The organism is Nocardioides sp. NPDC101246 (assembly GCF_044767415.1).
GTDB lineage: Bacteria > Actinomycetota > Actinomycetes > Propionibacteriales > Nocardioidaceae > Nocardioides.
The window spans coordinates 36,910-55,232 of record NZ_JBIWNX010000018.1 but is presented as its reverse complement, the minus strand read 5'-3'; the positions used below and the strand labels follow the sequence as shown (position 1 = coordinate 55,232).

The following is an 18,323-nucleotide window of genomic DNA, read 5'->3' as shown; positions in this document are numbered from 1 at the left end:
TGCCTTCGTGACAACGACGGTGACCAGGGCCGATGAGCCCATGGAGGGGTTGGGAAGCACCCCCTCGGGTCACCTGCTCCCGAACGCCTGGGAACGCGCCCGGCGCCGCATCAGCGGTTCGCCTCGCGCCGGCTGGTTGGCGACGATCGGGATCACCGCGCTCGCGTTCCTGCTGCGGCTGTGGCACCTGGGCACCCCGAAGGTCTTCGCCTTCGACGAGACCTACTACGCCAAGGACGCCTGGGCGCTGCTCGAGTTCGGCTACGCGCGCAACTTCATCGAGGGCGCCGACGAGAACATCCTGGCGGGCAACCTCGACGGGCAGTTCGCCGACGGGCCGTCGATGATCGTCCATCCGGACGTGGGCAAGTGGATCATCGCCCTCGGCATCAAGCTCTTCGGGATGGACCCGTTCGGCTGGCGGATCGCCTCGGTCGTGGTCGGCTCGTTGCTGGTGATGCTGACGATCCGGTTCGTACGCCGCGTCTCCGGGTCCATGCTGCTCGGTCTCGTCGGCGGCATCCTGATCACCTTCGACGGGCTCGCGTTCGTGCTCTCGCGCCTGGCCCTGCTCGATCTCTTCGTAGCCTTCTTCCTGCTGCTCGCGGTGCACCTGATGGTGATGGACCGCGACTGGTGCCGACGGCGGTTCTCCGCGCTCGCGCCCACCCAGCTCGCCGAGCCCGGCGCCTGGGGACCCGTCCGCCAGATGCTGTTCCGTCCGTGGCTGCTCTGCTCGGGCATCGTGTGGGGTCTGGCGATCGGGTGCAAGTGGGAGGCGCTCTACCCGCTGGCCGCCTTCGGTCTCCTCTACGTGGCCTGGTCCGCCGGGATGCGGCGTTCCTTCGGCGTACGGCTGTCCTGGCTGCGGGCCTGTGTGGCCGACGGGCCGACGGCGTTCGTGCACCTGGTGGGGGTCGCGCTCGCGGTCTACGTGATGACGTGGATCCCGTGGATGACCCACGCGGACGTCTACGAGGAGTCACTCTCGTCGACGCAGTACACGCGCTACACCGGCGAGGGCCACTGCGAGAACAAGTCGTACGTCCCCGAGAACCTCAACGACAAGCGTTGGCCGACCGCCACGGAGCCGGACGCGTCCGGCCTCGGCGAGGTCAGTCAGTCGCTGCGCTCGCTGTGGTACTACCACCGCGACGTCTTCACCTTCCACACCCACTTCCTGGAGTGCGCCGAGCACACCTACGCGTCCCATCCGATCGGCTGGCTGGTCCTGAACCGGCCGGTCGGGGTCGCGGCCGACACCGGGATCCTGTCCGGCGCGAAGTCGCGCGGCGAGATGTGCTCGGCGACGCCGACGGCGGATCCCGACAGGGACGGGCCGGAGGAGGCCGGGACGTGCCTGCGGCAGGTGCTGCTGCTGGGCACCCCGGTGCTGTGGTGGGGAGCGTTCATCGCGCTGATCGTCTCCGCGTTCATGTGGGTCGCCGCGCGGGACTGGAGGTTCGGCGTCGCCGTCGTCGGCGTGCTGTCGACGTGGCTGCCGTGGCTGCAGTACGCCGGGCGCCCGATCTTCTCCTTCTACATGATCATCGCGCTGCCGTTCCTGGTGCTCGGCCTGTGTCTGTGCCTGGGCAAGCTGCTCGACCGACCACCGCCGTTGGTCGGAGGTGGTGGTCCGGCGAGTCGTCGTCGGGTCGGGGGTGCGGTCTTCGGGGGCATCTTCGTGGTGCTGGTGATCTGCAACTTCGCCTGGTTCTGGCCGATCTACACCGATGAGCTGCTCACCCGGCAGGAATGGCTGACGAGGATCTGGTTCAAGCGATGGATCTAGACGTACGCGGCCTGGTGCCGCGACCCGGTGGCTTCGACGACCTGGTCGTCAGCGTCGCGGGCGGCGTGATCGCCGGGCTCCGGCCGGCTGGTGACGCTGATCCGGAATCAGCCGGGATCCTGCTGCCGGGCCTGGTGGACATCCACAACCATGGTGGAGGCGGAGCCTCGTTCCACTCCACGTCCTCGGAGGAGATCGCGGTCGCTGCCGGGGTGCATCACGCCGCTGGTACGACGACGCTGCTCGCCTCGACCGTGACCGACTCGCCCTCCCGGCTGCTGTCGGTGGTCTCCGCCTTGGCCACCGCTGCGGAGGACGGGCTGATCGCCGGGATCCACATGGAGGGGCCGTTCCTGGAGCACTCCTGCCGAGGAGCGCACGATCCCGAGCTGCTGCTCGCGCCGGACGCCGGGCTCGCCCGTGAGCTCGTCGCCGCCGCCCGAGGGCAGCTGAAGGTGATGACGCTGGCAGCCGAGCTCCCCGGGGCCGACGAGGTCGCCTCCGTGCTCACGTCGGCCGGGGTCGTGGTCGCACTCGGGCACACCGCCGCATCGGCTTCGCGGGCTCGCGCCTTCCTGTCCGGGCCCGGGAGCCTGGTCACGCACCTGTTCAACGGGATGCCGCCCGCGCACCATCGATCTCCCGGGCCGGTGCTCGGATCCCTGGGGGCTGCCGGGGTCGGAGACGCCTGCGTGGAGCTGATCGCTGACGGCGTACACCTCGACGATGAGACGGTCCGGGCGGTGATGTCGATGGTGCCCGGGTCGGTTGTACTCGTCACGGATGCGATGGCCGCGGCCGGGATGGCCGACGGCGACTACCAGCTCGGCCCGCTGGCCGTGGAAGTGCGCTCCGGCGTCGCGCGGATCGCCGACGGGACCGGAAACGGGTCGATCGCCGGCGGAACCTCGCGGCTCATGGATCAGGTCCGTCGCCATGCCGCTGCCGGGATCGACCTGGCCATGCTGATGAAGGCCTCCAGCCTGCGGCCGGCATCGGTGGTGGGCCTCGACGCGGGCCGCCTCGAGCCCGGCGCTCGTGCCGACCTCGTGCTCACCGACGAGTCGCTGCAACCGACCCGGGTGATGCGCGGCGGGGCCTGGATCTCGTCGTAGGCGCGGCTCGTATTCTGGACACCATGTCCTCCACGAAGTCCTCCTCCCCCCTCATCGCCGGGCTCGTGCCCAGATGGGCGGTCGCGGCCTTCGCCGTCGACGTCTTCTTCGTGCTCCTCTTCGCCTTCGCCGGACGCCAGTCGCACGACTCCGGCCCGGTGCTCGTCGTGCTCCGCATCGCCTGGCCCTTCCTGGTCGGGCTGGTCGTCGCCTGGGCCGTGCTGGCCTGGCGCCGCTGGCCCGCGGCCCGTGCCTGGCCGGCCGGTGTGGTCGTGTGGCTAGGGACGTACGCCATCGGGATGGTGCTGCGCGGCCTCACCGGCGGGGGCCTGGCGCCAGCCTTCCTGGTCGTTTCGATCCTCTTCCTCGGCCTCACCCTGGTCGGCTGGCGCGGCTACGTCAGCGCCAAGCTCCACTACCGCTCCCGCCGCCTGGCCGACTGACCCCAGCCGAATCGGTGGTTGTGGGGGCCGAATGCGTAGAAACGGTGGACGAAACTGTCGTTTCGTCACCCAGAACTGCAGACTCGGCGTCCAAAACTACCCACTCGACCCGCCAAAACTGCGGTCTCGGCTAGAGAGTGGCGGCTGCGGCTACGGGGTCGAAGCCGAAGGGAAGCTCCAGGCGGTGGGCGCGCATGAGGTCGGCGTTGGACAGGACATCCACCGTGCGGCCTTCGGCTGCGACGATGCCGCCGTCGAGGATGACCGAGCGCTCACAGAGCTCGAGGGCGTAGGGCAGGTCGTGGGTGACCATCAAGACGGTGACGTCGAGGTCGCGGAGGATGTCGGCGAGCTCGCGGCGGGAGGCCGGGTCGAGGTTGGAGGACGGCTCGTCGAGGACCAGGATCTCGGGGTCCATCGCGAGCACGGTGGCCACCGCCACCCGGCGGCGCTGACCGAAGGAGAGGTGGTGGGGCGGCCGGTCGGCGAAGTCCTCCATGCCGACCTTCGCGAGCGCCTCGGTCACCTTGGCGTCGAGCTCCGAGCCGCGCAGGCCGAGGTTGGCGGGGCCGAAGGCGACGTCCTCGCGGACGGTGCCCATGAAGAGCTGGTCGTCGGGGTCCTGGAAGACGATGCCGACGCGGCGGCGGATCTCCTTGATGTTGGCCTTGGTGACGGGCAGCCCGCTCACCGCGACGGATCCGGCGCCGGCGAGGTGGATGCCGTTGAGGTGCAGGACCAGGGTCGTCTTGCCGGCGCCGTTGGGGCCGAGCAGCGCGACCCGTTCACCGCGGTGTACGTGCAGGTCGACACCGAAGAGCGCCTGATGGCCGTCGGGGTAGGCGAAGGCGAGGCCGCGTACGTCGAGGACTGGAGTCGTCACCGGGGCATTCTCCCTGTGTAGCCGCGCGAGACCATCGCCAGGTGCACCCGCTCGCCGCGCTCGAAGGAGCGGATGAACAGCGCGCCGACCGAGCGGGCCAGCACCGGCCAGTGGAGCGGGTTGCGGGCCTCGAATCCGCGGGAGGCGCGGGCGACCGCCATCCGGCGCATCTCGTCGGTCACCACCTCGAGGTAGCGGACCATGAACGCCATGATCTGCACCAGCTGCTGTGGCAGCCGCAACCGCTCCAGGCCGTGGACCAGCTCCTGGGGCGTCGTCGTCGCGGCCAGCAGCAGCCCGGCGATCACACCGAGCGTTCCCTTGACGAGCAGCCCCCACGCCGAGAGCAGGCCCGACTCGCTCAGGCTCAGCCCGAGCACCTCGACCCGCGGCCCGTGCGCGATGAACGGCATCAGCACGGCGAAGACCACGAACGGCGTCTCGACCACCATCCGCTTGAGCACCCACCCCGGACGCACCCGAGCCACCGCGCCGACCGTCACCAGGACGGCGAGGAAGAAGGCGTACGCCGCGAACCACTCCCGCGGGGTCGCCACCACCACGAGCATGAAACCGATCAGTGCGAGCACCTTCAGATGGGCGGGCACCGGATCAGGCCTCGTCGGACTTGGCGGAGCGACGGCGTACGACCAGGGCGAGGCCACCGGCGAGGACGAGCACCACCACGGTGCCGATCACGCCGGCGAAGCCGCCGGAGAGTCGCTCGTTGTCGACGCCCTGGGTGCCGTAGTCGGCCAGCGGGCCGTCGGCCGCGCCGTGCTCGGAGGCGCTGTCGAGGAAGCCGGTCTTGCCGGCGACGTACTCGAGGCCGTCGGGGTTGGCGGAGGCGTAGTAGGACACCACGCCGGCCAGGAGGAGGGCGACGACGGCGATGCCGAGGGCGACCCACTTGAACGGCACGGCCTTCTTCGACGCGGCGCTCACGCGACCGACTCCTTCGGCTTGATGACCAGGTCGCGCTCGGCGATCACGCCGCGCGCGGCGTAGACGAGGTCGGGGCGTACGGACAGGATCGCGCCGACCGCGAGGAAGGTGATCGCGGCCTCGCCCAGCCCGATCACCGTGTGCCAGCCGAGCATCGCGGTGGCCAGCGTGGTCAGCGAGATGTCGGCGGTGCCACCGACGGCGTAGAGCGCGGTGAAGACGAGGGCGGCCGCGGGGACGGAGAGGAAGGCGCCGATCGCCGCCGCGGGGGCGACCAGGCCGACCCGCTTCGGCAGCAGCTTGATCAGCACCCGGCTCACGAACCAGCCGACGACCACGGTGGTGACGGCCATGAGCAGGATGTTGGTGCCGAGCGCGGTGATGCCGCCGTCGGCGAAGAGCAGGGACTGCACGATGAGTACGACCGAGACGCACAGCACCCCGGTCCACGGCCCGACCAGCACGGCGGCCAGGGCGCCGCCCATCAGGTGGCCGCTGGTGCCTGCGCCGACGGGGAAGTTGAGCATCTGGGTCGCGAAGACGAACGCGGCCACGAGGCCGGCCAGCGGGGCGGTCTTGTCGTCGAGCTCGCGGCGCGCGCCGCGCAGCGCGACGCCGACCGCGACGACAGCGACTGCACCGGTGGCGATCGACGTCGGAGCGTCGAGGAAGCCGTCGGGGACGTGCATGGTCACCTCTTGAATCTGCGGATGGGGGCTAACGCGAATTTATCGCAATAGCGTCGTTGGCGCACTGTCCGGTCGGATAGGAAGATCAAGACTCGACAGGTGTCAATCGACGCTAAATGAATACTTCTCAAGTCATGACTGCGCGCGTACCGTCGAGGGCATGAGCAGCGCCGCCAACGACATCGTCATCTGCGAGCCCCTCCGCACCCCGGTCGGCCGGTTCCTCGGCGCCCTGGCGCCGCTGACCGCGACCGACCTCGCCACGACGGTCCTGCGCGAGCTGGTCGAGCGCACCGGCCTCCAGGAGGGCGACGTCGACGACGTCATCCTCGGCAATGGCTACGCCAGCGGCGAGAACCCTGCGATCGGCCGCATCGCGGCCCTCGACGCCGGGCTCGGCAACGGCGTCCCCGGCCTGCAGATCGACCGTCGCTGCGGTTCGGGACTGCAGGCGATCCTGTACGCCGCGGGCTCGGTCGCCACCGGTGCCGCCAACCTCGTCGTGGCCGGCGGCGCGGAGTCGATGTCCAACGTCGAGCACTACGCGCTCGGGCTGCGCGGCGGGGTGAAGCAGGGCGGCATCGAGCTGCTCGACCGCCTCGACCGGGCTCGCGAGACCGCTGGCGGCAAGGACCACCCGATCCCGGGCGGCATGATCGAGACCGCCGAGAACCTGCGCCGCGAGTACGGCATCGGGCGCGAGGAGCAGGACGAGCTCGCGCTGCGCTCCAACCAGCGCGCCGTCGCGGCCCACGAGGCGGGCAAGTTCGCCGACGAGCTGGTCCCGGTGACCGTCCCCGGCGGCCGCCGCAAGCCCGACGTCGTCGTCGATCGCGACGAGCACCCGCGTGCCGACATCTCCCTGGAGAAGCTCGCCTCGCTGCGCCCGATCCGGCTGAAGGTCGACGAGGAGTCGACGGTGACCGCCGGCAACGCGTCCGGCCAGAACGACGGCGCCGCGATGTGCGTCGTGACCACGCGCGCCGAGGCGGAGCGCCGCGGTCTCACGCCGCTCCTCGCGCTGAAGTCATGGGCGGTCTCCGGCTGCGAGCCCGAGCGGATGGGCATCGGGCCCGTCCTCTCCAGCAAGGCGGCGCTGTCCCGGGCCGGGCTCACCCTCGACGAGATCGACCTGATCGAGCTCAACGAGGCCTTCGCCGCCCAGGTCCTCGCCGTGCTGCGCGAGTGGAAGGTCGACGCCACCGACGAGCGGCTCAACCCCAACGGCTCGGGCATCTCGCTCGGCCACCCGATCGGCGCCACCGGCGCCCGTATCCTCGCCACCGCCGCCCGGGAGGCGCAGCGGCGCGAGGCCCGGTACGTCCTGGAGACGATGTGCATCGGCGGCGGGCAGGGGCTCGCGGCGGTGTTCGAGTCGGTGCGCTGAGGCAGTACGAGCCGGCGTACGAACTTCTTTTCGAGAGAGAGCAGAGAAGACATGGGTCTGGACAAGGTGGTCGGGTCGGCCGCGGAGGCCGTTGCCGACATTCACAGCGGGGCCAGCCTGGCCGTGGGCGGCTTCGGGCTGGTGGGAATCCCGTGGTTCCTGATCGAGGCGCTGCGGGAGCAGGGCGCGGACGACCTGATGGTCGTCTCCAACAACTGCGGCGTCGACGGTGCCGGCCTCGGGCTGCTGCTCGACGACCACCGCATCTCCCGGGTGATCGCGAGCTACATCGGCGAGAACAAGGAGTTCGGCCGCCAGTACCTGGCCGGCGAGATCACCCTCGAGCTCACCCCGCAGGGCACGCTCGCGGAGCGGATGCGCGCGGGCGGCAGCGGGATCGGCGCGTTCTACACCCCGACCGGCGTCGGCACGATGGTCTCCGACGGTGGCCTGCCCTACCGCTACAACTCCGACGGAACCATCGCCGAGGCCTCCGAGCCGAAGGAGGTCCGCGAGTTCCACGGCAAGCAGATGGTGCTCGAGGAGGGCATCATCACCGACTTCGCGCTGGTCCGCGCGACCCGCGTCGACCGGGCGGGCAACGCCCAGTTCAACGCCTCCACGCGCAACTTCAACGTGCCGGCCGCGATGGCCGGCCGGGTGACGGTCGTCGAGGCCGAGGAGGTCGTCGAGGTCGGCGAGATCGCCCCGGCCGACGTCCACCTCCCGGGGATCTTCGTGAAGCGGATCGTCGCGCTGACGCCCGAGCAGGCAGCGCGCAAGGACATCGAGAAGCGTACGACGCGCGGCGAGCGCCCGACCGACACGAAGGAGGCCTGAGCCATGGCTTGGGACCGCAACCAGATGGCCGCGCGCGCCGCGCAGGAGCTGCAGGACGGCGACTACGTCAACCTCGGGATCGGCCTGCCGACGCTGATCCCCGACTACATCCCGGAGACCTCGACGGTCGTGCTGCACGCCGAGAACGGCATCCTCGGCGTCGGCCCGTTCCCCTACGAGGACGAGGTCGACCCCGACCTGATCAACGCCGGCAAGCAGACCGTGACCGTGCTCGCGGGAGCGTCCTACTTCGACTCCGCGACCTCGTTCGCGATGATCCGCGGCGGCCACATCGACGTCGCCGTCCTGGGCGCGATGCAGGTCTCGACCAACGGCGACATCGCCAACTGGATGGTGCCCGGCCAGATGGTCAAGGGCATGGGCGGCGCGATGGACCTCGTCTCCGGCGCCGGGCGGGTGATCGTGCTGATGGAGCACGTCACCAAGAAGGGCGCCCCCAAGCTGCTCTCGGCCTGCGACCTTCCGCTGACCGGTCGCGGGATCGTGAAGCGGGTCATCACGGACCTCGGGGTTCTCGATGTCGCCGGTGAGGCGTTCGAGCTCGTCGAGCTGGCTCCCGGGGTGACGTACGACGAGGTCGTGGCGGCCACGGGCGCTCCGGTCGTCGACAGGACCGGCGCCCTGACTGCTTAGTCTCACTATTCAATACCGGAACGCTGCTTCGTAACTCGCGTTTGCACTCCGTCGTTCGAGGTGTGATACCCACCACATCTCTGGAGTGAGTCGTGAAACTCGGCAGACTGGCATTCCTCTTCCCGTTCCTGGCCCTCGTCACGACCTTCCTCCCACCGGCGCTCGCCCCGAGCGCCGCCACGGCCGCGCCTGCGGTGGCCGCTCACGGGCCACAGGCGCGGGTCGGGACATGGAAGCCGCGGCCGGCGACGTACGGCGTGGTGGTCGAGAAGGACGTCCAGCTCACCATGTCCGACGGAGTGGTGCTGCGCGCCGACGTCCACCGGCCGGCGAAGGCCGACGGCACCGCGGCGCCCGGCCGGTTCCCGGTGATCCTGACGCAGAACCCCTACAACAAGAACGTCGCCGGCGGCGGCGGTGACTACTTCGTCGAGCGGGGCTACGTCTGGGTCCAGACCGACGTACGCGGCACCGGCTCCTCCGCCGGCCAGTGGGACGCGTTCGGTGACCGCGAGCAGAAGGACGGCCTCGAGGTGGCCAACTGGGCGACCTCGTCCAAGCGGACGTGGAGCAACGGCGAGCTCGGCCTGTGGGGTCCGTCCTACATGGCGATCAACCAGTTCTTCACCGCCGCACAGCACCCGCGCGGGCTGAAGGCGATGTTCCCGATCGTACCCGCGGGCGACGTCTACCGTGACGTCGTCGCCTCCGGGGGCCAGGTCGACGCCGGGTTCATCCCGCTGTGGTTCGGGCTGGTCACGGGCGCCGGGCTGGTGCCGCCGGCCGTCAACTCGACCCGCCCCGAGGCCACCCTCACCACGCTGCTGCAGCATGTCGGCGGCGCGCTCGGGTTCCAGGTGCCGATGCTCGCCAGCGCGCTGCTCGGCACCGACGCCGGCTACGACGGCCCCTTCTACCGGAAGCGGTCACCGTTGAGCGTGGTCGACGAGATCGACGTACCGACGTTCGTGACGGCCGGGCAGTACGACATCTTCCAGCGCGGCGCCCCGATGCTCTTCGACCGGATGCAGCGGAACGGGGTCGACACCAAGCTGCTCATCGGGCCGTGGACGCACGCCGAGGCGTCGCTGGGCGCAGGCCTGGAGGGCAGCGGGATCGACAGCCTCGACGAGATGGCGCTGCGGTGGTTCGACACGCACCTCAAGGGTCTGCCCGACTCCACTCTCGACCGTGACGTCGCCCCGGTGACCTATCACGAGATCGGGTCCAGGAAGTGGCGCACGATGCAGTCGTGGCTCGGGAGCGAGGTCCGCGCGAAGACGTACGCCCTCGGGTCGGCCCTGAAGCCCGTCGCAGGCGACACGATCCTTCCGCTGCCGGTGCAGGGGCTGTGCTCACGCAGCACCGCGCAGTGGACCGCCGGCGCGCTCGCGATCCCGGGCTGCGAGACCGACAACCGGATCAACGACGCGCTCGGGGTCTCCTACGAGACGGCACCGGCGACCTCGGACCTGGCCTTCTCCGGTCCGCTCAACGCCGATCTGTCGGTCTCCACCACCGGCACCGACGGCCTGATCTCGGTCTCCGTCGAGGACGTCGCGCCCGACGGGTCCGTCGACCGCATCACCGGCGGCTGGCAGACCCTGCGCCACCGCGCCCTCACGGCGTCGAGGTCGCGGACCCTGGACGGCCAGGTCGTCCAGCCCTGGCATCCCTTCACCCGCGAGACCGAGCAGGCGGTCAGGCCCGGGACGATCTATCGCGTGCCCGTCGAGGTCTTCCCGACCGGCGCGGTGATCAAGAAGGGCCACCGCCTCCGCGTCACCGTCAACTCCTACGACGTCCCCCACCTGCTCCCCAACGTGAAGCAACTGGTCCGCGGCGTCGCCGGCGTGGTCACGGTCCACCACACGACGACGAACCCCTCGACGCTGGTCCTCCCTGTCCGGAGGTAGCGCCGAGGGGCCTGTCCTGAGGTCAGGGATCAGAGACGGGCCGCCTCGTCCGGCACGCGCTCGGCGACCTTCGGGTCCCGGGCGCGTGCCGCGTCCACGAGCAGGTACGCCGCGATCGCGGCTCCCGCGGCCAACGCGACCGCCGCCGAGGCATAGGCGGCGCCGTAGCCGACCGTCGTGACCAGACCCGCCGCGATCAGGGTGCCGAGGAACCCGCCGAGCTGCTGGGTGGTCGTGGTCAGGCCGGACCCGATCCCGGCGTGCTCCGGCGCCAGCGCGCCCATCGCCAACGCCGTCACCTGCGGCATCGCGAGGCCGAAGCCGAGGCCCATCACGACCGCGCCGGGGAGTACGTCCAGGGGGAAGCCGCCCGTTCCGGGGAGGCGGACGAGGTAGACCATGCCGGCGACGAAGGCGAGCACGCCGACGAGCAGGACACGCTCGGACCCGAACCGTTCGGCCAGCGTGGCACTGAAGCCGAGGCTGGCGATGGCGATCACCACGCTGACCGGGAGGAACGCCAGGCCGGTCGAGAGTGCTCCGAACCCGAGAGTGTCCTGCAGGTAGAGCGTCGTGACGAACTGGAACGTGAACCCGCCGAAGGTCAGGGTCAGCAGGATCAGGTTTGCGAGCGCGAACCTGCGCTGGGCGAACAGGCCGCGCGGGAGCAGGCCGCCCTTGGCGCCGGTCGGCGGCGTACCCTCCACCGCGCGGAGCGCGACGATCAGGGCGATGATCCCGAACGGCACGTTGATCAGGAAGGCCCAGCGCCAGGACGCGACGTCGGTGAGTACGCCACCCAGGACCGTCCCCACCGAGGCACCGATCGAGCCGACGAAGGCCAGCACCGCGAAGGCCCGCAGGCGCTCACGGGGCTCGGCGTAGAGCCCGGCGATCATGCCGAGCACCACGGCCGAGGCGATGCCGCCGCCGAGACCTTGGACGAATCGGGCGAGGACCAGGGAGACCGGGTCCCAGGCGAGACCGCACCATGCCGAGGCGAGCGTGAAGATGCTCAGCCCCGCCAGGAAGACCGGGCGGGTGCCGAACGCGTCGCCCGCCCGGCCTGCCGGGAGCAGGACGAGCGCGAAGGCGAGCAGGAAGCCGTTGACCACCCAGGACAGCGAGGCATCGCCGAATCCCAGGTCGTCGCGGATTGCCGGAAGGGCGACGGTCACCACCGTGCCGTCGAGGATCACCATCAGCTGAGTAGCTGCGAGGGTCGCGAGCGCGACTGTCTTGGTCGTCATAGATACGACCATAGAAGATTGTTTCTTATGAAACAATCTATTTCGGGATATTCAGTTGGAAACTTATCTCTAGCGGGACGAGGCAGGCGCCCGACGCCGCAGCGTCATCGTGTGCGACGGCGTCGCCCAGGGCCCCTCGACGAGGTGCTGCAGCGCCTCGATGAACGCCTCTCCCTCACTCGGAGCCAGACCCTCCAGCGCCTCGGCGACGGTCGCGTTGTAGGCCTTCGAGGCCTCCTCGAGCAGCTTCACGCCGGCCGGCGTGAGCGCGACGACGCGGGCGCGGCGATCGGTGGCCGAGACCCGCCGCTCGGCCAGGCCGCGGCGCTCGAGGTTGTCGAGGGTGGAGACCATCGTGGTCTTGTCCAGCATCGCCATCTCGGCCACGGCGTTCTGGGTGTACTCCCCCTCGGCGGCCTTCATCAGCACGCAGTACTCCCGCACCGAGAGCTCCAGGTCGGCCAGCGCCTCGCCGACCTGGGCCGCGAAGGCGTGAGCAGACTGGTTGAGCAGGAACAACAGGTCGATACGCGGTCCGGTCATGAACTAGATCTTAACGAACCATCCGATACGGAACTATCTTCTGGCCAACTATCCAACCCAAACGGCGCCCGACCCCGCACACATCGGGATCGAGCGCCGTCCGGCAAGCCTCAGAGGTACTGGGCGAGGTCCGCCTGGATCTCCTCGGGCGCCACCGGCGGCTCGTAGCGCTTGATGACCTCGCCCTCACGCCCGATGAGGAACTTGGTGAAGTTCCACTTGATGTCCCCGGGCTCGGTCGCGGGCGACAGGTCCTTGACCGCCTCGTAGAACTGCCCGAGGTGCGGGCCCCAGTCGCCGGGCGCCTCGGCCCGCAGGAAGTCGTAGAGCGGCGCAGCGTTCTCGCCGTTGACGTCCACCTTGGAGAGGACCGGGAAGGTCACGTCGTACGTCGTCTTGCAGAACTCCTGGATCTCGTCGTCGGTGCCAGGCTCCTGACCGAGGAACTGGTTGGTCGGGAACCCGATGACCTCGACACCGGAGTCCTTGGTGGCCCGGTAGAGCGCCTCCAGGCCCTCGTACTGCGACGTCAGACCGCACTTGCTGGCTACGTTGACGATCAGCAGCAGCTTGCCCTTGTAGTCGCTGAGCGAGACGGGGCTGCCATCCGCGGCGGTCGCTTCGAAATCGTACGTGGTGGTCACAGGTCTCTCCTCGATCGAGTTGTGGTGCAGGGGGACAACCGTGCTCGGCCCGAGGTTATGCCCCGCGCTGATGCGGAACCGACGCGGCCTCCTCTGCCAGCCGCCGGTCACGGGCGACCGTCATGATCGCGGCCGACATCCATTCCAGCGCCTCGGGCATCTCGTAGGCGATCTCCTCGAGCAGCGTCGGCATGTCGTGCCGGCCCACGGAGAGGAGCATCTCGCTGAGCGAGCCGTCGGGCGCGGCGACCATGAACCGGAACTCGATCGCCTCGGGGGTCACCGTCGCGGCGCACCGACTGGTCTCGAACGTCCACTGCGCACGGCGGGCACCGCCGTGGGCACCGGGAGTCGTCATGACCGGGCATCCTATTCAGGTTGCCGCCCCGACCGCACCCCTTTCACCCCTCAGATCAACCCTCGAACAGTGATTCGAATCTCGTCACCAGACACACCACCCCGACGCACGCGAAGCAGCCCGAGGACCGGTACGTTCGTCCGCGGTCATTCAGCGGGGGAACACTGGAGAGGGACACAACTTCACATGATGGGCGGGCATCACGCGGCCTCTGGGGCTGCCGCGTGGATCGCAGTGACATCGTCGGCACCGATCGCGTTCGGGTGGTATCCGGGCGTCTCGGACATAGGCGTGATGACCGGCACCCTGGTGTGCGCCGGCGCCGCGCTCCTTCCGGACGCCGACCACCACAACGGCACGATCGCCCACTCGCTGCCACCGGTCTCCGAAGGCTTGACCAAGATCGTCGGCAAGGTCTCCGGCGGCCACCGCAACGGCACCCACTCGATCCTCGGCGTGCTCGCCTTCACCGCCCTCGCCTGGGGCGCGGGGAAGCTCTCGCTCGAGACCGAGCACTTCGGCAGCGTCCTGATCGGCCCGGGCATCATGTGCGTCCTGCTGGTCGCCTTCGCGATGGACGCGCTGAAGCTCACCCGCAAGGGCGTCCACTGGCCGTGGATCCCGGCGGTGGTGCTGGCGGCGGTGATCGCGATCTTCGCGCCGGAGGAGTGGTGGTGGATGCCGTTCTCGGTGGCCCTCGGCTGCGTCGTGCACCTGATCGGCGACTTCGTGACCACGATGGGGATCCCGCTGTTCTGGCCGATCGCACCGAAGCCGCCGAAGTGGGTGCGGCGCAACAAGTGGCTGCCCTTCGACAACATGTGGACCCGGGGCGGCAACTTCGCCCTCCCGGTCCTCGGCGACGCCGGCTCCATCCGGGAGTGGGTCGTGATGACCCCGATCAGCCTCTACGCCGTCGTCGGCTTCGGTTGGGCGCTGCTGAGCCAGATGGGCTTCGACGTCGAGAGCCGCTGGGCAGACCTGGTCTCGAGCCTCAGCACGCTGATCTGACCGACGGCTCGCCGCTCAGCCGTCGACGGACCGCCGGCGCCCACGCAGCGGGCGCAGGACGAACATCCCGGCCAGCAGCGCGAGAGCCGCGAGGAGCGCCGCGACCGCGAGCACCCCGCTCAGGACGACCTTCATCTGGATGCCGCGGTGCTCCTCGCCGACGTCGTCGGAGACGATCAGCGTCATCGCCACGATGGTGTCCTTGAGGAGCTGGATGAAGCGGGTCATGTCCTCGGACCAGACCTGCGCGGCCGGCCTCCCCGGGGCGTGGGTCTCCAGGTCTCGGACCGCGCCCGCGAGCGAGCCGTCGTTGATGACCTGGACGACCGCGTTCTGCGACACCAGGCCCCGGGACCCGTCGGCGAAGGTGCCGTCCGAGATCTTGTCCAGCGCCTTCTGGGTGGCCTTCGGGGCGTCGCCGTAGAACGAGCGCGAGGTGAGCTGCCAGGACGTACGCGCCTCGCTCATCGCGTCCAACGACTCCTCGTCGATCTTCCCGGTCATCAGCGCCGGCACCATCAACGTGCGCTCGATCCCCAGCGACTCGGACGCCGACCGGACGTACTTGAGGTTGGTGACCTGCTTGTAGATGTTCTCGTTGCGGATGTTGGGCATCTCGGTCGCGAAGTCGAGCAGCTCGTAGGCGGTGTCGGTGTAGGCGGCGACCGCCGCCTCCGTGCTCGCCTTGTCGCCGTCCTCGAGGTCGGTGCGGTAGGCGTCGATGCTCTTGAGGACCGTGTAGGTGCGCTCGACCCGTTCCCGAAGGCTCGGGGTGTCGGCGAGGTCGACCTTGGTGATGTCGTCGTGCCACGCCTCGATCGAGTCGTCGGTCACCTGGCGATAGGCCTCCCGGACCGCGGCCGGGACCTGGTCGGAGCTCAGCGCGTCCCGCTCGAAGATGAGGTCCATCCCGAGCTCATAGCTCTCCGGGAGCGCTCCGGCGATCGTCATCGCGCGGGTGGAGACGGACCGCTCCTCCAGCGCGTCGGCGAAGGTCAGCCCGCTGAGGACCAGGGCGATCAGCACCGGGACCAGCAGCACGGCGAACACCCGGGGGCGGAGGAACCTCGGCTTCGGGGCCGCATGGGACCGAGGCGTACGCTGCGCCGACTCGACCACGCCGGCGACCGCTGTCACCAACGAGATCGAGGGGGCCGACGAAGCCGCGGACGACGAGGACGAGGACGACGGGAGCGCCAGGGGCTTGAGCCCGGCGGGCAGCTCGCGGCTGCCGGCCGGAACCGCGGGCACGACCTCGGGCCGACGGGCGAAAGCGACGACCTCGCCGGCGGTGGGTCGCCGGGAGGGGTCCTTGTCCATCATCGACGCCACGAACTCGTCGACATGGGACGGCACGGTGACCACGTCGTTGACGTGCGGGACCGGCGCGGTCACGTGCTGGTAGATCATCGAGACCGGCTCGGAGCCGGCGTACGGAGCGCGTCCGGTGAGCAGCTCGAAGTACACACAGCCGAGCGCGTAGATGTCGCTCGGTGGGCCGACCACGTTGTCGGCAGCCTGCTCGGGCGAGATGTAGGGCAGGCTCCCCATCACGTGGCGAGTCGAGGTGAGTCGCTCGGCCTGATGGCTGGCCAGCTGGGCGATACCGAAGTCGAGCACCCGGATCCGGCCGTCGCCGTCGTAGACGAGGTTGGACGGCTTGATGTCGCGGTGGATGATCCCGGAGGTGTGGACCGCGGTGAGCGTACGCGCGACCTGGACCATCGCCTCGCTCGCCTCCTCGACGGTGAACCGCCCCTGCTTCTCGAGACGGTCGGCCAGCGTCGGGCCGGGAAGCAGCTCCATGACCAGGTAGACGATGCTGCCGTACTCGGTCTCCTCGACCCCGACGTCGTGCACCTGCACCGTGCCGGGGTGGCTGGCCGCCGTCGTCGACAGCGCCTCACGCCGGAAGCGCTCGGTCACCTTGGGGTCGGCCGAGGTCTCCACGACCTTCACGGCGACCCAGCGTTCGAGCCTGATGTCGGCTGCCTGCCAGACCTCGCCCATCCCGCCGCGTCCAAGCAGTCGGTGCAGGCGGTAGCGGCCTGCGATCGGGGGGCGCGTTCGCATGCGCATATGTTGTCGGACTCACACCCCGTGCGTCTCGTGTACGCACCGATGAAGTCCGCCGATCTTTGCTATTGTCGCCGGTTTACGCATCAACTGATCGCCCTCGCGCGCGAAGGAGCGCGACGCCCAGCGCGGCGAGCACCGCCAGCACGATGCCGGTGAGGATTCCCCAGGCGATCGTCTGGTTCTGGGCATCCCTGTGCTCGCGCTCGATGTCGTCGGCGAGCCGGTTGGCGGCGTCGACGACCACCTCCTTGAGGTCCTGGACATAGCTGGCCGCATCGGCGAGCCAGAGCTGGTCCACGGGCCTGCCGTCGTCGCTGTCCTCCAGCTGCCTGACGACGTCCTCGATGTCACGGGCGTTGAGCACCCGGATGACGGCACGCTGGGAGGAGACCGCGTAGGACCCGAACTCGAACGACCGGCCCGAGATCCGGTCGAGCCGCTGCCGCGTCGCCGGATCGGCGCGCGTGTAGATGGACTCCGAGTGGGTCGCCCAGGAGTCCTGGGCCGCGCTGAGGTCGGCGATGCCCTGGTTGCTGATCCGCTCGTTGCGCAAGGCGTTCGCCATGATCCTCCGCTGGAGTCCGAGCACCTCCGAGACGGACCCGATCAGCTCCAGGTTCCGGGCCTGCTCCGCCAGCTCGTCGTCCCGGAACGACGGCAGCTCGACGGCGAGGTCGAAGAGCCCGTTGACCGCGTTCGTGTACAGCCCGACGGCCGCCAGCTTGCCGGACCTGTTCCCCGCCCGGGCGGCCGCACGGATGTCCGAGAGCCGCTCGAGGGCCGCCGCCGACCTCTCCGTACGCCGCCGCAGGCCCGGATCGCCGGCGGTGTCCAGCTTCTCGACGGCCACGGTCCAGGCATCGATGGACCGGTCGGTGATCTGGAGGAAGTCCTCGGTCAGTGCCGCATCGGTCCGCAGCGCGTCGCGCTCGATCGAGAGGTCGAAGGCGAGCTGGAAGCTGGCCGGCAAGATGTCGGCCAGCGGCTCGGCGCTGCCGACGTCCGACATCTTGTCGCCGGCCCGCAGGGTGCTCCAGCCGCCGAAGACCAACCCCGGCAGGATCAGGACCATCAGCACACCCAGCAGCGTGGGCGAGAGGCGCGGGCCCCTGATGTCGGTCGGACGCACGATCCGCTTCGGCGGAGCGGCGACCCCGCTCTCGAGCACGGTCGCCACCTCGTCGGCCCGGGGACGCTTGGCCGGGTCCGGGTCGAGCATGGCGGTCGTGATGCCGTCGAGGTGGCCGGGAACGGTCACCAGTGTGCCGACCCGCTCGGGCTCGATCCCTGCGTACGGCGGGCGGCCGACGAGCAGCTCGAAGAACACGGCGCCGAGGGAGTAGACGTCGCTGGCGGGTCCGATCCGACGGCGGTCGATCTGCTCGGGGGACAGGTACGGCAGGCCCTCCCCGCCGCGGGGCGCGGGCGCACCGACGAGAGCGATCCGGCCGTCCGGGGCGTACCCGATGGTGGCCGGTCTGATGTCTCCGTGCAGCTTCCCCGCTGCGTGGCCCGAGGCGAGGATGCGCGCGACCTGCGCGACGATGCTCGAGGCCTCATCAGCGGAGAACGGGTGCTGCTGGACAAGCCGGTCGGCGAGATTCTGAACGCTCAGAGCGGGTCCGCCCTGTCCGGTCAGATGGTTCAAATGCTGGCGACCGGCGCGTGGGGGACGGATACGCATGGGTCCATAGTCCCTGGTGAGCACCCCTGACGCCCCGGCCTCAACCGAGAGTTTTCCTGGACTTGGCCAAGAGTTCGGCTCCCCCGCGGG

18 protein-coding genes are annotated in these 18,323 nt (G+C 69.8%); 8 read left to right on the top strand and 10 right to left on the bottom strand.

All coding sequences use genetic code 11. The annotated features are described in order from the left end of the window. Positions 1-7: 7 nt before the first annotated feature. From ACIRON_RS26485 to ACIRON_RS26475, 3 genes are read left to right on the top strand one after another with little or no spacing between them, the layout of a single operon-like run. Positions 8-1,792 carry a dolichyl-phosphate-mannose--protein mannosyltransferase gene (locus ACIRON_RS26485; protein WP_402997112.1) on the top strand — a complete coding sequence of 595 codons (1,785 nt, stop codon included), beginning with the start codon at positions 8-10 and terminating at the stop codon, positions 1,790-1,792. Continuing rightward, positions 1,783-2,907, top strand: coding sequence for an N-acetylglucosamine-6-phosphate deacetylase (locus ACIRON_RS26480; RefSeq protein ID WP_402997109.1), 1,125 nt, complete (start codon positions 1,783-1,785; stop codon positions 2,905-2,907). Before ACIRON_RS26485 ends, ACIRON_RS26480 begins: the two co-directional genes overlap by 10 nt. Before the next feature lie 23 nt (positions 2,908-2,930). After that, on the top strand, positions 2,931-3,350 hold the full coding sequence (locus tag ACIRON_RS26475; protein WP_402997106.1) for a DUF3054 domain-containing protein: 420 nt from the start codon (positions 2,931-2,933) through the stop codon (positions 3,348-3,350). Positions 3,351-3,480: 130 nt separating this feature from the next. Here ACIRON_RS26475 and ACIRON_RS26470 read toward each other — a convergent pair whose 3' ends face one another. The 4 genes from ACIRON_RS26470 to ACIRON_RS26455 are packed head-to-tail and all read right to left on the bottom strand — an operon-like array spanning position 3,481 to position 5,867. Next, positions 3,481-4,233, bottom strand: coding sequence for an energy-coupling factor ABC transporter ATP-binding protein (locus tag ACIRON_RS26470; protein ID WP_378867560.1), 753 nt, complete (start codon positions 4,231-4,233; stop codon positions 3,481-3,483). Further along, complete coding sequence (gene cbiQ / locus ACIRON_RS26465; protein WP_402997103.1) at positions 4,230-4,841, bottom strand: cobalt ECF transporter T component CbiQ; 612 nt, start codon at positions 4,839-4,841, stop codon at positions 4,230-4,232. Before cbiQ ends, ACIRON_RS26470 begins: the two co-directional genes overlap by 4 nt. A 4-nt stretch (positions 4,842-4,845) precedes the next feature. After that, positions 4,846-5,178 (bottom strand): PDGLE domain-containing protein, encoded by a 333-nt coding sequence (locus tag ACIRON_RS26460; RefSeq protein WP_402997100.1) that lies wholly within the window; start codon positions 5,176-5,178, stop codon positions 4,846-4,848. Further along, positions 5,175-5,867: an energy-coupling factor ABC transporter permease gene (locus ACIRON_RS26455; RefSeq protein ID WP_402997270.1), complete on the bottom strand. Its 693-nt coding sequence runs from the start codon at positions 5,865-5,867 to the stop codon at positions 5,175-5,177. Before ACIRON_RS26455 ends, ACIRON_RS26460 begins: the two co-directional genes overlap by 4 nt. Positions 5,868-6,027: 160 nt before the next feature. Between ACIRON_RS26455 and ACIRON_RS26450 the strand changes: the two genes are divergently transcribed. The 4 genes from ACIRON_RS26450 to ACIRON_RS26435 all read left to right on the top strand — a co-directional run bounded on the left by ACIRON_RS26450 (position 6,028) and on the right by ACIRON_RS26435 (position 10,664). After that, positions 6,028-7,254: an acetyl-CoA C-acetyltransferase gene (locus tag ACIRON_RS26450; RefSeq protein ID WP_402997097.1), complete on the top strand. Its 1,227-nt coding sequence runs from the start codon at positions 6,028-6,030 to the stop codon at positions 7,252-7,254. Between the two features lie 51 nt (positions 7,255-7,305). Beyond that, entirely contained in the window at positions 7,306-8,094 is a 789-nt protein-coding gene (locus tag ACIRON_RS26445; protein WP_402997095.1) for a CoA transferase subunit A, read from the top strand. Between the two features lie 3 nt (positions 8,095-8,097). After that, positions 8,098-8,748: a CoA transferase subunit B gene (locus tag ACIRON_RS26440; RefSeq protein ID WP_402997093.1), complete on the top strand. Its 651-nt coding sequence runs from the start codon at positions 8,098-8,100 to the stop codon at positions 8,746-8,748. Positions 8,749-8,840: 92 nt separating this feature from the next. After that, positions 8,841-10,664, top strand: a complete 1,824-nt coding sequence (locus ACIRON_RS26435) for a CocE/NonD family hydrolase (RefSeq protein ID WP_402997090.1) — start codon at positions 8,841-8,843, stop codon at positions 10,662-10,664. Between the two features lie 29 nt (positions 10,665-10,693). On the opposite strand, the gene ACIRON_RS26430 is transcribed toward ACIRON_RS26435, so the two are convergent. The 4 genes from ACIRON_RS26430 to ACIRON_RS26415 all read right to left on the bottom strand — a co-directional run bounded on the left by ACIRON_RS26430 (position 10,694) and on the right by ACIRON_RS26415 (position 13,459). Then, positions 10,694-11,914, bottom strand: a complete 1,221-nt coding sequence (locus ACIRON_RS26430) for an MFS transporter (protein WP_402997087.1) — start codon at positions 11,912-11,914, stop codon at positions 10,694-10,696. Positions 11,915-11,983: 69 nt separating this feature from the next. Then, positions 11,984-12,457: a MarR family winged helix-turn-helix transcriptional regulator gene (locus ACIRON_RS26425; RefSeq protein ID WP_402997085.1), complete on the bottom strand. Its 474-nt coding sequence runs from the start codon at positions 12,455-12,457 to the stop codon at positions 11,984-11,986. Between the two features lie 110 nt (positions 12,458-12,567). Continuing rightward, positions 12,568-13,101 (bottom strand): glutathione peroxidase, encoded by a 534-nt coding sequence (locus ACIRON_RS26420; protein ID WP_402997082.1) that lies wholly within the window; start codon positions 13,099-13,101, stop codon positions 12,568-12,570. A 55-nt stretch (positions 13,102-13,156) separates the two neighbouring features. Then, a complete protein-coding gene (locus tag ACIRON_RS26415) occupies positions 13,157-13,459 on the bottom strand; it encodes a hypothetical protein (protein WP_402997080.1) in 303 nt (100 codons plus the stop codon). 186 nt (positions 13,460-13,645) lie between these two features. On the opposite strand from ACIRON_RS26415, the gene ACIRON_RS26410 reads away from it, so the two are divergent. Then, entirely contained in the window at positions 13,646-14,470 is an 825-nt protein-coding gene (locus ACIRON_RS26410; protein WP_402997078.1) for a metal-dependent hydrolase, read from the top strand. Positions 14,471-14,485: 15 nt separating this feature from the next. Here ACIRON_RS26410 and ACIRON_RS26405 read toward each other — a convergent pair whose 3' ends face one another. Beyond that, the gene (locus tag ACIRON_RS26405; RefSeq protein WP_402997074.1) at positions 14,486-16,543 is read right to left on the bottom strand and encodes a protein kinase; all 2,058 of its coding nucleotides are present in this window, start codon (positions 16,541-16,543) and stop codon (positions 14,486-14,488) included. Between the two features lie 82 nt (positions 16,544-16,625). Next, positions 16,626-18,233 carry a serine/threonine-protein kinase gene (locus tag ACIRON_RS26400; protein WP_402997071.1) on the bottom strand — a complete coding sequence of 536 codons (1,608 nt, stop codon included), beginning with the start codon at positions 18,231-18,233 and terminating at the stop codon, positions 16,626-16,628. Positions 18,234-18,323 lie beyond the last annotated feature (90 nt).